This is a genomic window from Streptomyces sp. NBC_01497, from assembly GCF_036250695.1.
Lineage (GTDB): Bacteria > Actinomycetota > Actinomycetes > Streptomycetales > Streptomycetaceae > Streptomyces.
In genome coordinates this window covers 6303354-6316392 of record NZ_CP109427.1, presented here as the reverse complement: position 1 = coordinate 6316392, position 13039 = coordinate 6303354, and the positions used below count along the sequence as shown (strand labels likewise).

At 70.3% G+C, this 13039-nt stretch carries 10 protein-coding genes; 5 read left to right on the top strand and 5 right to left on the bottom strand.

The genetic code is table 11. The features are described 5' to 3' along the window. Positions 1-18: 18 nt before the first annotated feature. Genes OG310_RS26640 through OG310_RS26625 form a run of 4 tightly spaced genes read left to right on the top strand, consistent with a single transcriptional unit; the run spans position 19 to position 5713 of the window. Positions 19-1452: a tyrosine-type recombinase/integrase gene (locus tag OG310_RS26640; protein ID WP_329458396.1), complete on the top strand. Its 1434-nt coding sequence runs from the start codon at positions 19-21 to the stop codon at positions 1450-1452. After that, a complete protein-coding gene (locus tag OG310_RS26635) occupies positions 1442-3121 on the top strand; it encodes a hypothetical protein (RefSeq protein ID WP_329458395.1) in 1680 nt (559 codons plus the stop codon). Before OG310_RS26640 ends, OG310_RS26635 begins: the two co-directional genes overlap by 11 nt. Next, positions 3118-5295 carry an integrase gene (locus tag OG310_RS26630; protein ID WP_329458394.1) on the top strand — a complete coding sequence of 726 codons (2178 nt, stop codon included), beginning with the start codon at positions 3118-3120 and terminating at the stop codon, positions 5293-5295. Before OG310_RS26635 ends, OG310_RS26630 begins: the two co-directional genes overlap by 4 nt. After that, entirely contained in the window at positions 5285-5713 is a 429-nt protein-coding gene (locus tag OG310_RS26625) for a hypothetical protein (protein WP_329458393.1), read from the top strand. The genes OG310_RS26630 and OG310_RS26625 overlap by 11 nt, the downstream gene beginning before the upstream one ends. Before the next feature lie 74 nt (positions 5714-5787). On the opposite strand, the gene OG310_RS26620 is transcribed toward OG310_RS26625, so the two are convergent. Together OG310_RS26620 and OG310_RS26615 are read right to left on the bottom strand one after the other, a co-directional pair. Further along, on the bottom strand, positions 5788-6219 hold the full coding sequence (locus OG310_RS26620; protein ID WP_329458392.1) for a DUF4259 domain-containing protein: 432 nt from the start codon (positions 6217-6219) through the stop codon (positions 5788-5790). A gap of 14 nt (positions 6220-6233) precedes the next feature. Beyond that, positions 6234-6596, bottom strand: coding sequence for a DUF4240 domain-containing protein (locus OG310_RS26615; RefSeq protein WP_329458391.1), 363 nt, complete (start codon positions 6594-6596; stop codon positions 6234-6236). A gap of 186 nt (positions 6597-6782) precedes the next feature. Here OG310_RS26615 and OG310_RS26610 point away from each other — a divergent pair, with 186 nt between their 5' ends. Further along, complete coding sequence (locus OG310_RS26610; protein WP_329458390.1) at positions 6783-7304, top strand: hypothetical protein; 522 nt, start codon at positions 6783-6785, stop codon at positions 7302-7304. A gap of 91 nt (positions 7305-7395) precedes the next feature. Here the strand turns inward: OG310_RS26610 and OG310_RS26605 are convergent, their stop codons facing one another. The 3 genes from OG310_RS26605 to OG310_RS26595 all read right to left on the bottom strand — a co-directional run bounded on the left by OG310_RS26605 (position 7396) and on the right by OG310_RS26595 (position 12904). Next, a complete protein-coding gene (locus OG310_RS26605) occupies positions 7396-8649 on the bottom strand; it encodes an SWIM zinc finger family protein (RefSeq protein ID WP_329458389.1) in 1254 nt (417 codons plus the stop codon). Further along, positions 8646-11603 carry a DEAD/DEAH box helicase gene (locus OG310_RS26600; RefSeq protein WP_329458388.1) on the bottom strand — a complete coding sequence of 986 codons (2958 nt, stop codon included), beginning with the start codon at positions 11601-11603 and terminating at the stop codon, positions 8646-8648. The genes OG310_RS26605 and OG310_RS26600 overlap by 4 nt, the downstream gene beginning before the upstream one ends. A 305-nt stretch (positions 11604-11908) precedes the next feature. Then, complete coding sequence (locus OG310_RS26595; protein ID WP_329458387.1) at positions 11909-12904, bottom strand: slipin family protein; 996 nt, start codon at positions 12902-12904, stop codon at positions 11909-11911. Positions 12905-13039: the final 135 nt, after the last annotated feature.

Genomic DNA, 13039 nt, shown 5'->3' with positions numbered 1-13039 from the left:
TCACATAACGTGCCGGGCGTGATCCTGCACTCCTTCTCCCCCACTGGCTGGAAGAACTGGGGCCTTCTATCGCGCCCCCTCATCCGAGACGGGATGCCCGTCCTCATCGATGAAGACCTCCGCTTCGAAGACGAGAACGGCCCTCGACCCACTGTGGCGATGAACCGGTGGCTCCAGGAGTTACCCGTCACCGGAGCCCCCAGCCCGAACACTTGGCGGACCTATGCCCAGCAGCTCAAGTCTTGGTCCGAGTTCCTGACCGAGCACAGCGTCGACGTGTTCGCCGACCAGTTCCGGCTCCGTGGTGCACTGTCCGCCTACGCCGAACACCGGCTGTCGGGGCCCTTGGAGGCTCGGCTGGAGGGGACGAGCTGGAACTTGGCGGTCAAGACGATCGCCGCCTTCTACGAGTGGTCCGTGGGTAACGGGTACTGCACCGATGTTCCGTTCAGCTACGCCGAAGGCTCGTACCGGCGGCCCGATGGCGTGCGAGTGCAGTCGGCACGCAATCTGGCGACTGTACGAGGCGCCAAGCGCCACGCCACCCGCAAGTACCTGGAGCGCCCCTACGCCGAGCTGCTGATGAACGCCTTGGCCGGCAACTATCCCGATGGTGAGCCAGACCGCAGCTTCCGGGGCCGGGAAACCGGTCGGAACGCGGCTGGAGTCGCCCTGGCTCTCTCTACGGGACTACGGCTGCGCGAGCTGTCCCACCTGACCGTGTGGGAGCTCCCACCGCTACCCCGGCAACACACCCCTGTACCGATCCCTCTGCTACTCGCTCCGCCTACGGCAAAGGGCAGCAAGGGACGGCAGACGTGGATCACCTACGAGGCTTTGGCCGGTGTCCACGACTATGTGTCGCTGGAGCGCGCCGCCTCCACTGATGCCTCCCGCTGGCTGCCCGGAGATCCTCTGTACGTCGAAGAGCCCACTTTTGCGGGTGCCCGCATCAACGGCACGTACCGGCGGTGGCACGTCCTCACCCCCGCCGAACGACGCCGTCTCGTCGCCCCCGGCGGAGGTAGCGCCTTGCTCGCCGTGCAGTCGGACGGCTCCCCCTTCGTGGACTGGGCCACTGTGTTGCGACGCACCTCAGCCCGCGTCCGCGACCGGTTCGATCCTGCGTTCCCGCACGTCTCCCCCCACATGACCCGGCACACCTTTGCCATGACCACCCTGGAGCGGCTGGTACGGGGCTACTACCAGCGGGCCGCTCAGCTCGTGGTGGACACCGACGGCGACAACGCCATGGCCCTCTACCTCACCAAGGCCGATCCACTGCTGGTTCTGCGGGACCTGATGGGACACGCCAGCGTCACCACCACTCAGGCATACCTCCACTTGCTGGACACGCAACGGATCTTCCGCGAGGCATACGAGGAAACCTCCCCCACCCCGTGCGAACAGATCGAGGCCGCCACCGAATTCCAGGACAGCGATGCCCGCTGAACTCCGCCATCCTCTCGCCGTCCACTTCGTTCTTCCTGGGCAGCGCCCGTACCTCGGCACCCTCCACGAGCTCCCCGATGCCGTCCTCGCCGCCGATCTCGCCCAGGGGCTCATCTCCGCGACCCACCCCGTCGGGCCGATCCGTACTTACCGCGAGGCCAGGCATGCCGTCCGCTGCGCGCGCCACTTCGCCCGGCACTTGAGCGGTGCCGACTTCAGGGGCAGTCTCAGCGGCCTCACCCCCGCCCAGGTCACCCAGTACTGGCTTGCATCCGGGTTCACCTTCGAACGGCACAGCCGGATCATGCTGACCGGCTACCGCACGAACGGCGGCCAACTCCACGCCGTCATCCAAGCCCACCTCGATGGGCGGTCCGTCAACCGGATGCGCGACTCCACTCCCAACCGGCCCTACAGCGAAGCCGAATGGCGGCGCCTCGATGAGGCCACCAACGCCACCATCACCACCGCCTGGCGGGACCACCGCAAGATCCTGGAAGCCGCCGGCCGAGGAGCCGACCCAGCGACGCACGGCATCACCTTCGACAACCTCGCCTGGATGGTCCACCGCACCGGCCCCCTCACAGCCAAGGCCATCCGCACCATGATCCTGGCGGCTCCCACAACGGCAGAGAAGACGATTGCCGAAATCCGTAACGCCTTCCATCCCACGGCCCCGGTCGCACTCGCCTACAACCTACGTCTGGCGATGCTGACCGGCATCGTTCCGGACGGCATTGATGCCCTCACCTGCACCAACCTCACCCGCACAGGCCCTTCCACCGCCCTGCTGTCCTACTTCAAGGGACGCACCGGCCGCGAATCCCTCAACATCAACGGGCCCGCGGTCCGGCTCCTGGACCAATGGCTCAAGCACTCCGCGCTGCTCCGGGAGCACGCCACAGACATCGCCGATGACATGTGGATTCACTATTCGGGCAGACACGGCCTGTCCTCGGCCCCACGCACCCCGTGGTGGCGAACACGGTGGGCGCAGGAGATTGGCCTGCTCGACGACAACGGACAGCCACTCGTCCAGCACAGCGGCCGGATCCGCGCCACCTACCACCACCGTCGTGACCGATCCGCCTGGACCGGTCGCACCACCATCGACCCGAACCACACCCCGACGGTCGAAGGCGACCACTACCTGTCCCACCACACCCCCGCGCAGGTGGACGCCATCGAGGGGGTCATCGAAGACGCCCAGCGAGACATTCGACGCAAAGCCGAGCCACCGGTCGTCGTCACTCACCAGGACGCAGCCCGCTTCGTAGCCGACTTCCCTCGCCTCGCCGGGCAGAACGGGCTCGACGCCGACGCCGTCAAGCGACTGCTGGCCGGAGAACAGGATGTGTTTCTGGCCTCCTGTGTCGACCCTTACAGCAGCCCTCACGCCCCAGCCGGAACGCTGTGTCCTGCCCGTCCCTGGGTCTGTCTGCTGTGCCCGCTCGCGGTCTTCGCTCCACGTCACCTACCGAACCTGCTCCGCCTCAAGAAGTACTTCTCGGACCAGGCAAGGAATATGACGGCGCCGCAGTTCCTGGCGGTCTTCGGCCCTTACGCCGATCGACTCGATGCCGACGTATTGCCGCGCTTCAGTCCTGCGGCCATCCAAGCCGCCACCGACACCGCCTTCGCACCCCTACACCCGGAGGAGGCTCCATGAGCAGCGCCATTCCGCTGCCTCAAATCGACTCGAACCGGCACCCCTTCCATGGGATGGACATCCTCCAAACCGCCGGATACCGCACCAAGCCCGGTATGCGCGGCCCCTGCTTCGATCAAGAAATCTGGGACCTGACGGCGGTGGCCGACGCTCCTGTGTCTTGGCCCCGCAGCGAGAAGATCCTGGACTTCACCACCATCGCCAACCCTCGCTGGCGGACCGTCGCCCGTGCCTACCTGATGGCTCGCATCCTGCCCACCCACCCGGACGTCGCTGTTCTTCCACAGGCCTACCGAACCCCCCTCGCACTCCCCACCCTTCGTCACGAGGTCAATCGGCTGACAGCCTGGTTCAACCACCTCTCCGGGGCTGGGATCAGCAGCCTCTCGCTCGTCAGGCAGCCCTATTGCGACACCTACCTGAGCGTCATCTCCCGCAGCCGCACGGACCCGGAACGGTCCGTCACTCCCGGCACCGTCGCGGGATACGTCCTGACAGCCCAAGCTCTCATGGCCTACTCGCCGTTGCTTCCAGACTGCTACGCACCCGGCTTCCGTCCCTGGGGTGACCGCAGCGCCGCCGAAGTCGCTGGCTACGAACGCGCCGACGTCAATCAGACCGCCCCTGTGCCCGACGACATCCTGCGGCCCCTGCTCTGCAACTCGATCTACCTCATCGACGTGGTCGGGCCTCACGTCGCAGCCGAAGCCACCCAAGCCCGACAAGCCATCACCTCACGGGCAGGAATCAGATCCTCGCTGCGCCTCGATCAGTACTCGCAGGTCATTGATGAAGTACAGCGGCAGATGAGGGCAGGAGTTCCCGCCCCGCGCACCACACCCGGATACATCGCCCGGCGACTCGCTGGGGGCTGGGAGCAAGACGACCCCCTGCTGCCGTTCGCCTTCGACTCGTTCGTGAGGGACACCGCACTCTCGCTCTCCAAGAGGCGCGATCTGGAACGTCTCCGACCTCCCCTGGAAGCCTGGATCAGGCAGTGCGGAACCGAGCCACCATGGTGTCGGGATGCCACCGCTGTTCCCCGGGCCGATGACCGCTCCGCCGTTCCGTTCGCCATCCCTGTGGACCACTTCGGACTGGAGACCATGGTCTATGTCATCGCCAGCGCCGCGTTCTACCTCACCGCCGCGCTCTCCGGTATGAGGGCCTCCGAGCTGGCCGAGCTCACCGGCGGGGCCTGTCGACGCGAAAACCGCTCCCAAAGTCCCCGATTCTGGGTGGACTCCCGCCGTATCAAGGGAGAGGACTTCGGCGGGGTACCCGACTCCTGGGTGGTGATCGAAGAGGTTCACCGGGCCCTGGCCGCAGCCGAGGCCGTCACTGGAACCAAACTCGGCGAACTCCTCTTCTCTTCGGGTAGTAACTCCCGCAACCGCTATGCCGCTCTCCGGAACTGGGTCAACGGACCTTGCGGACAGCGTCTGGGCCTTGCTCCCATCCCTGATGGGCCGGTGCACCCGCGCGCTCTCCGCCGTACTCTCGCGCTGTCCATCGCCCAGCGCCCGCATGGCCTCCTGGCTGCGAAGTGGCATCTCAAGCACGTATCCGTGGCTACGACAGAGGGGTACGCCGCTCGGCCAGGCGGGCACCAAGCAGCGTTCCTCGCCGAGGTACAAGCCGAAGAGGAAGCCGAGCACACCCGACTGACCGTCGCAGCTTACGAAAGCTACCGGCAGGGGGAGCTGCCGTCCGGCCGGGGAGCACGCGATCTCATCGCGGCCTTTCGTGCGGTGGATGAGGAACTGGCCGCGCACGAAACTCAACCTCCCGTCCTCACAGATGACCGGCGGCTCGAACGGCTACTCAAGACCAGGGCGAAGACCCTGCACGTGGGGGCTGCAAACTACTGCTGGTTCACCGACCCAAAAAAGGCTCTGTGTCTGACACTGGCTGGGACTCCGGACGCGACGGAACCGCTCATCGGCATGTGCGACTCTGCGCGCTGCCCGCAGGCTACCCACCATCCGCAGCATCGCCAGACATGGGCGGACCAGGCAAAGAACACTCGGGAAGTGTTCCTCGGCAACCCGAGGCTGGCCCCGCTGGAGCGGCGGCGGGCTCAGGACGCCTTCGACCGAGCGATGCGGATCGTAGACGCCATCGATGCCGCATCGACGGGCTTAAACAGTGAGGGGACCGACAGTGGCCAGTGAACGTCATGCCCAGGTGGAGGCCCGAATCCGGGCCGCGATGGAACAGCTCCTGGGCGGGGACATCCCCGAAGGGCTGAGGTGCGACATCAAGTCTCTGAGCACTCTGTCACGTGTTCCCAGAGCGACGCTGTATCGCACCTATCCACACCTCAAGCAGGAATTCGAGCAGCGACTGGGCCGGGTACGGGAAACCGGAGGCGAGCCGGACCCCCGGATTGTCCAAATTGACCGACTCAAGGAGGAAGTCGCCCGGCTACGGGGGCGGATCGCACGCATGAGCCAAGAACTCTCCGGGGCAGAGAATTTCCGAACCACGGCTCTGTCCCGGCTGGCCGCCCAGCACGAGGAGATCGTGTCGCTGAGACGCGAGCTCAGCGACACCACCACAGGAGGTCTGCGCATGGTGCCTCCGCGATGAGCCGAATCACCCAGAGCCGCGATGGCTGTGTACGCGAGTAACGGTTCCGCTCAACCTTCTTGATCAGTAAGGCTCTATGGCTCGATATCGAAAAGCGAGAGGGACGGTGGGGCCGGGGCAAGTACAGCACGAAGGCGGTTGAGCATTGTCTGCCATTGCTTCCAGTCCCTCGGATCGACCCAGTTCGAGGCCGGCCCAGCCTCGTCGGTGATGATTCGGGCAAGTGCGTCGTCAGCGAGCGTCCGAAGGTCGGCAGGAAATACGGGCATGGTGGATTCAGGGCCGTACGAAGTGTCGATGGGCTCGCCGCCTGGGCACTGCGCCCCGATCAAAGCGGCGGCGGCCACCGCCTCTTCCGCTTCCCTGAGGTAGCCGGCGGCGTCCACGGTGCGAGCGAGGACACCGCGGATCAAAGCCTCGCGTTCCGCGGGCTCGGCGTCGTCGAGCGCATTGGCGAAGTCTGCGGCCGCGTCGTTGTCGAAGGGGCCGGTGTCCCAGGTGCCCATGATGATCTCCTTCCTCAGCCCAGGTAGAGCGCCGCGATACGCGGGAGTCTGGCCGCGATCTTGCTGTCGTCCTCGAAGTCGAAGCTCCAGGCAGGATCGAGAGCGGGATAGTTGATCGTGAAGGCGTCTCCGGGAAGCTCTTCACCGGTTGCTGCTTTGTAGGCGTTGAAGGCGATGTTCAGAGTCTGCTCGTTTTCCAGATCGATGCCCTCGGCTGCCGCAGCCCGGACAACCGGTAGATCGGCGAGCTGGTCGGCATCTGCAATGACCTGCTCGAAAGCCTTACGGCCTTGGGCGATCAGCCAACCGCGGAAGTAGTCGAAGCCATCGTCGGAACATCCGCCATTGATCAGATTCCAGAACTGTTCGAGATCCATGACCGCACAGCATGGCACCCGGGTCTGACAGTCCTGCTGACCTCGATGGTGCGCCTCGACTACACGCCCCCATGATCTTCAGCGAGGACAGCCGACCTCGCGGGCGGTTGCCTCATCCATGACTGACGGTGCGGCCGATCCGCGCCATCCGTCTTCGTCTCTGCCCAGCCACCGAAAGGTGCGGACATGTCTCATGCCCGCATAAGCCCGCTCAACCCGTACGCCGCGCGGCTGATCCGCCCGCGCGGTTACACGAGCCACCGCCTGCACCCCGCGAACTGGCTTGCCCGCCAGACCCCCGGCTCCCGCCCGCACCGCCGGGGCCTGCGCGTCCGGCTCAACGCGGACCATGGCGCCCGGTTGCTGGCGCTGCCCTTCGAACTCGCCTGGGCCACCACCTGGATGCACGAGGCGAACACCCTGATCGCGCCGCGCGTGGGGCTCCCCGGCGGCCTGCCGGTGATCGAGTGGCCCCACCTGTTCGCCCGGGACCCGGACGGCCTGTACTGGAAGACCAGGCCGCTGCTCGCGTGGGCCGCCGGACGGCCGTTCGCCTGGGTCGACGACATGATCACGGACCGGGACACCGCCCATGTGGCCCGGCACCACGACGCGCCAGCGCTCCTGCTGCGGGTACGTCCCGCGCGGGGCCTGCGGGAGGCCGACTTCGCGGCACTGACCCACTGGGCCGCGTCACTGGACACCTGACCGCCGGCGCCCCCCGCGGGCCGTGCCAGGGCCGTTGAAGCAACTGGAGACCGGCGCGGTCCCTGATCCGTCGCGCGCGGTGGGCCGCCGGTCACCGGCCGAGCAGGGCGATGAGGGCACCCGCGGGATCGGTGTCCGGAATGCCCCGGGGCCACCAGTCCTCCCGGCCGCGGTCCGACTCGTAGCCGTACCAGAGGCCGTCACGGCCGAGGCGCAGTTGCAGGGTGGGACCCGTGAGCCGGTTGCGCCAGGGGCGCAGGGCGGGGAGGTCCGCGGCGGCCAGGGCGGGGCGTGCCCGGTCGAAGGGCCCCGCGGGCGGGTCCCAGGCGTGTTCCAGGACGTCGAGCCCGGCGAGGCCGCCCTGCCGCCATGCGGCCACGGCGCGCGCGAGGTCGGTGGCGGTGTGGGCCGTGGCTGCCGCGAGGTCCCGGTACAGGGCTCGGGTCGACGCGGTCAGCCCGGAGCCCGGGTGGGCGGCGGCCAGCCGGACCGCGTCCTGCCAGGGCGTGAGGTCGGCGACCGGGTCCGTGCCAAGGACGAGGAGGGTGTGGGCGCGGGCGGCTGCCTCGGTGGCGAGGAGGTCCAGCGCGAACGGGTCCGGCGCGCCCGCCGCCTGGGGGTAGTCCGGCGGCCGGCCCGGACGGTCGGGCACGGGCAGCGGGGGTGGCAGCGCCGGCAGTGGGCGGGGGGCGAGAGCGGCCGCGGCCGGCACGGTGGGCATCGCCGGGGTGGCGGCCGTGCGCTCAGCGGCCGACCGGGTCGCGCTGCGGCGGGTCAGCTCCGCGAGGATCTCGTGCTCCGCGCGGCCCCGCACCAACAGCAGGACGAACGGGTCCGCGTCGAGCAGCCGCGCCGTCTGGTAGCACAGCGCGGCTGCGTGCTTGCAGGGGTAACCGTCGTCGGGGCAGGAGCAGTCCGGCACCAGGTCGCCGGCCGCGGGCAGCAGCTCGGACAGGTCGGCGAGGCTGTGCGGCATGTCCTTGTCGAGGAGGGCGGCGATGTGGTCGGGCCGGTCGGCGGCGCTGTCGAGCAGGTCCTCCCAGTCGTCGTCGGCCAGGGTGCGCAGCCGGATCTCCGTGCGGTACGGCCGGGGCCGGCTGCCGTGGACGTACGCCATGACCTTGCCGGGGGTCACGGTGATGGCGTCGACGTGGCCCCGGTCCGCGTAGGCCCGGCCGCGGCCGAGCCTGGCCGGGTCGAGGGCCGTGTCCTCCATCGACGCGAGCCATGCGTTGCCCCACCAGGTCGCCGCGAACGGGCCCTCGGGCGTGGGGCGCGGGGGCATCGCGCGGAACGTGGCACGCCGGTCGTCGGGGCGCGTCCGGCGCGGCGCCGGCGCGGTCATGACGGCCTCCGCAGGGACACCAGATCGGCGAGCTCCCGGTCGGTGAGCTCGGTCAGCGCCGCCTCGCCGGAGCCGAGGACGGCGTCCGCGAGCGCCCGTTTGGACGCGAGCATCTCGGCGATGCGGTCCTCGACGGTCCCCTCGGTGATGAGCCGGTGCACCTGGACGGGCTGGGTCTGGCCGATCCGGTACGCGCGGTCCGTCGCCTGCTCCTCCACGGCGGGGTTCCACCACCGGTCGAAGTGGACGACATGACCGGCGCGGGTGAGGTTCAGCCCGGTTCCTGCGGCCTTGAGGGACAGTACGAACACGGGGACCTCGCCCGCCTGGAAGCGGTCCACCATCCGCTCGCGCTCGGTGAGGGGCGTGCCGCCGTGCAGGAGCTGGGCGGGCACCGCGCGGCTCGCCAGGTGCGCGGTCAGCAGCCGCGCCATCGACACGTACTGCGTGAAGATCAGCACCGACCCGTCCTCCGTGAGGATCGTGTCGAGGAGTTCGTCGAGCAGGGCGAGCTTGCCGGACCGGCCGGCCAGGCGGACCGCGCCGCCGCCACCGCCCCGCCGGTCGCCGCGCGCGGGCGGCGCCTCCTCCTTGAGGAACTGGGCGGGGTGGTTGCAGATCTGTTTGAGCGACGTCAGCAGCTTCATGACGAGGCCGCGCCGCTCGATGCCCTTCGCCTCCTCGATCGCCCCCAGGGTCTCGCGGACCACCGCCTCGTACAGGGACGCCTGTTCCCTGGTCAGAGCCACGGGGTGGTCGGTCTCCGTCTTGGGCGGCAGTTCGGGCACGATGCCGGGGTCGGACTTCTTGCGGCGCAGCAGGAACGGCCGGACGAGGCGGGCGAGCCGGTCGACGGCCTGCTCGTTGTCGGTGTCCTTGATGCCCGCGGCCCGCGCGTTCTCCACGTGCTCCACGATGCGGGCGTGGCGGGCCCGGAACGTCTTGAGCGGGCCCAGCAGCCCCGGGGTGGTCCAGTCGAGGAGCGCCCACAGCTCGGACAGGTTGTTCTCGACGGGTGTGCCAGTGAGGGCGATCCGCGCGGCGGCCGGGACCGTGCGTAGCGCCTTCGCCGTCGCCGAGAACGGGTTCTTGACGTGCTGGGCCTCGTCGGCGACGACCATCCCCCAGCGGTGTGCCGCCAGTTGCTCCGCGCTGGAGCGCATCGTGCCGTATGTCGTCAGGACGAAGCCGCGCCCGACGCCGTCCAGCGAGCGGCCCGCGCCGTGGAAGCGGTGCACCGGCGTGCCGGGCGCGAACCGGGTGATCTCGCGCTGCCAGTTGCCGAGGAGCGAGGCGGGACACACCACCAGGGTGGGTGGCTCACCCGCGCCGCCGCCCGCCTCGGCGCGTCGCTCGCGGTGCAGATGCAGGGCGATCAGCGTGATCGTCTTGCCCAGTCCCATGTCGTCGGCGAGGCAGCCGCCGAGGCCGAGCGACGTCATCAGGTCGAGCCAGGCGAGGCCACGCAGCTGGTAGTCGCGCAGGGTCGCGTCGAGTCCTGGCGGCTGGGGCAGGCTCCCGGGCCCCGCGGTGATGCGGTCGCGCAGGGCGGCGAGCGCGCCCGTCGGCACCGCCTCGACGCTCTCGCCGTCGACCTCGGCGCTGCCGGTGAGCGCGACGGCCAGCGCCTCGGACGGCTGGAGCAGCCCCAACTCCCGCTTGCGCGCCTTGCGTACGAGTGCGGCGTCGACGACGACCCAGCGGTCCCGAAGCCGCACCACGGGCCGGTGGGACTCCGCCAGCATGTCCATCTCGGCCTGCGTGAGCGGGTCCCCGTCGAGCGCGATCTGCCAGTCGAACGCGAGGAGTTCCGCGCTGTCGAAGAACACCGTCCCGTCCGTGGCCGAGCCGGGCGCCATGCGCGCCGAGCGGACGACCGCGGCCGCCGTGAGCGTACGGGCCAGCTCCTTGGGCCAGTGCACCGCGACGCCCGCGGCGGCCAGTGCGCCCGCGGCGGGTCCCAGCAGGTCGTACAGCTCGTCCTCGGCGAGCGCGACCGCGTCGGGGACGTCCTGCTCGGTGAGGCGGCCGAGCGGTGGCCACACACGGGCCGCCCGGCGCAGCGCGAGCAGCGCGTCGACGCGGGCACGCGGCCCGAGTGCCTCCTCCCCCTCCCCGGCCCACAGCCGCGCCGCGTCCACCACGAGGGTCGGGTCGGCGAGGCTGTGCACCTGGACGAGCGCGACCGCCGCACGCCGGGTACCCGGGGCGCCGGCCGCGCCGGGCCCGGGGTCGGGCTCCCGGTCGAAGGCCTCGAACGCCGACAGGTCGAGCCGCAGCGAGATCCGTACGCCGGCATCCATCCCGGCTGCCGCCTCGGCGGCCCAGGTGCGGGCACCGGGCAGCCGCTGCGGGGCCCGCGCGGCGAACGGCGCGCCCGCGGCGAACGCGGCGGCCGGGGTGCGCGGCAGGGTGTCGGCGACCGCGTCGAGGAAGGCGCGCACCAGGGCCTCGGGGTCGGACACCCACGGCCCGGCCGCCGCCTCCCTGGGCGGCTCGGGCGCGGGAACCGCGTATCCCTCAGGCGGCATCGCCGCGGCGACCGCCCGGAGCTGGGCGATGTCCTCCGCGTCGAGTGGGCCCGCCCGCCACGCGTCGTGGTCTCTCGCGGTGAGCCCGGGCAGCAGTCTGCCGCGGGCGACGAGCTGCAGCGCGTGCAGCGCCGCCGCGCCCCAGCAGGCGGTGGCGGGGTGGGCCGACCTGTCCGCTCTGGCGCGCACGAGCAGCGGCACCGCCTCGCCCACGGGCATGATCACGGCCGGCACGTCCTCGGCCGCCGGGCCGGCGCCGCCCCACCGCAGGACCGTCAGCCGCCCGGCCCTCTCCTGCGGGTACGCGTCCTGCGGGAGTGACCCTTCGGGTGCCCAGAACGCGATCCGCCCCTCACGAGGCAGCTCGGCGGGCAGGAAGACGGCGGCGCACCGCGCGAGCCCCGCCCCGTACGCCACGGCCATCACCGACCCCCTCCCGCACGATCCACTGATCCATCCGACCTCTGCGAGTCTAGGCAAGGGGTCTGACATCCCGTCCCGGCGCGACGTTCTGCCAGGTCCGGGGTCATGCGGCAGCGGTCCGGGGCCCTGCGGCCGCGGCACGGATCGCGGTGTGCGCGACGGGGGCGGGGCCCCACTCCCCCGCTGTGCGGGACCGCCCCGGCGTCGGCCGGTCCCCTGCTCCGGGGCGTGCCGCCGCACGCCGGCCGCGGCGCGTGCGGCCGGAGCCCGGGCCCGTCGCGTTCGCCCTGATCCCGACCCGCCGTTCAGCCGGGCCCCGAACCGCCATCTGCCGACGGGGGCGAGCCCGTGCCGCGGCCCGCCGGTGCCCGTGCGTCCACCCGTTCCGTGTCCGTCGCGCCGTCGGCGCCCGGCGGGGGTTCTTCCCCGGCCGCGTCGGCGCCGGGCTCAGTGCTTCCCGGGGCGGGCCCCTTCTGCCCGGCCTGCGGGGCGCCCGCCTCGGCCACGTCCGACACCGCCCGCACCGCCTGCGCGGCCTCCGCCGGGGTGGCCCGCTCCAAAAAGCGCAGCAGTTCGACGGGGAACGGCAGGACGAGTGTCGAGTTCTTCTCCGCCGCCACCGCGACGATCGTCTGCAGCAGCCGCAGCTGGAGCGCGGCCGGCTGCCGCGCCATCTCGTGTGCGGCCTGCGACAGCTTCTTCGACGCCTGCAGCTCCGCGTCCGCGTTGATGATGCGCGCGCGGCGCTCCCGGTCCGCCTCCGCCTGCCGGGCCATCGACCGTTTCATCGTCTCCGGCAGCGACACGTCCTTGATCTCGACGCGGTCGATCTGCACGCCCCAGCCGACCGAGGGGCTGTCGATCATGAGCTCCAGGCCCTGGTTGAGCTTCTCCCGGTTGGACAGGAGGTCGTCGAGATCGCTCTTGCCGATGATGGAGCGCAGGGACGTCTGCGCCATCTGGGAGACCGCGAACCGGTAGTCCTCCACCTTCACCAGGGCGTCCGACGCGTCCACGACCTTGAAGTAGATGACGGCGTCGACCCGGACGGTGACGTTGTCCCGCGTGATGCCGTCCTGGCCGGGCACCGGCATCGTCACGATCTGCATGTTCACCTTGTGCAGCCGGTCCACGAACGGCACAACGAACTGGAAGCCGGGACCCCGCACCCCGCGCACCAGCCGGCCGAAGCGGAAGACCACGCCCCGCTCGTACTGCTTGACGACCCTCGCCGCGGCCATCACGTACACCAGCACGGCGCACACCACGACGACTGCTGCTATGACCCAAACCTCGACCATGACGGCCCCCTGAAGCCGAAAGCGAGTCCCTCTTCCACCGTAAGTCCGCCGCCGCGAGGGGGCGAGGTCCTCCGGTGCCCGCCGTCAGCCAAGGCCCCGGCGGCGGGTCGCGGGCTGTCCCGGCAGCACGCCACG

Coding starts and splice junctions, on each gene's coding strand:
- OG310_RS26635 (WP_329458395.1), top strand. CDS start 1,442: ATGCCCGCTGAACTCCGCCATCCTCTCGCCGTCCACTTCGTTCTTCCT.
- OG310_RS26605 (WP_329458389.1), bottom strand. CDS start 8,649: ATGACCGCGCCGGCGCCGCGCCGGACGCGCCCCGACGACCGGCGTGCC.
- OG310_RS26610 (WP_329458390.1), top strand. CDS start 6,783: ATGTCTCATGCCCGCATAAGCCCGCTCAACCCGTACGCCGCGCGGCTG.
- OG310_RS26600 (WP_329458388.1), bottom strand. CDS start 11,603: ATGGCCGTGGCGTACGGGGCGGGGCTCGCGCGGTGCGCCGCCGTCTTC.
- OG310_RS26595 (WP_329458387.1), bottom strand. CDS start 12,904: ATGGTCGAGGTTTGGGTCATAGCAGCAGTCGTCGTGGTGTGCGCCGTG.
- OG310_RS26630 (WP_329458394.1), top strand. CDS start 3,118: ATGAGCAGCGCCATTCCGCTGCCTCAAATCGACTCGAACCGGCACCCC.
- OG310_RS26620 (WP_329458392.1), bottom strand. CDS start 6,219: ATGGGCACCTGGGACACCGGCCCCTTCGACAACGACGCGGCCGCAGAC.
- OG310_RS26615 (WP_329458391.1), bottom strand. CDS start 6,596: ATGGATCTCGAACAGTTCTGGAATCTGATCAATGGCGGATGTTCCGAC.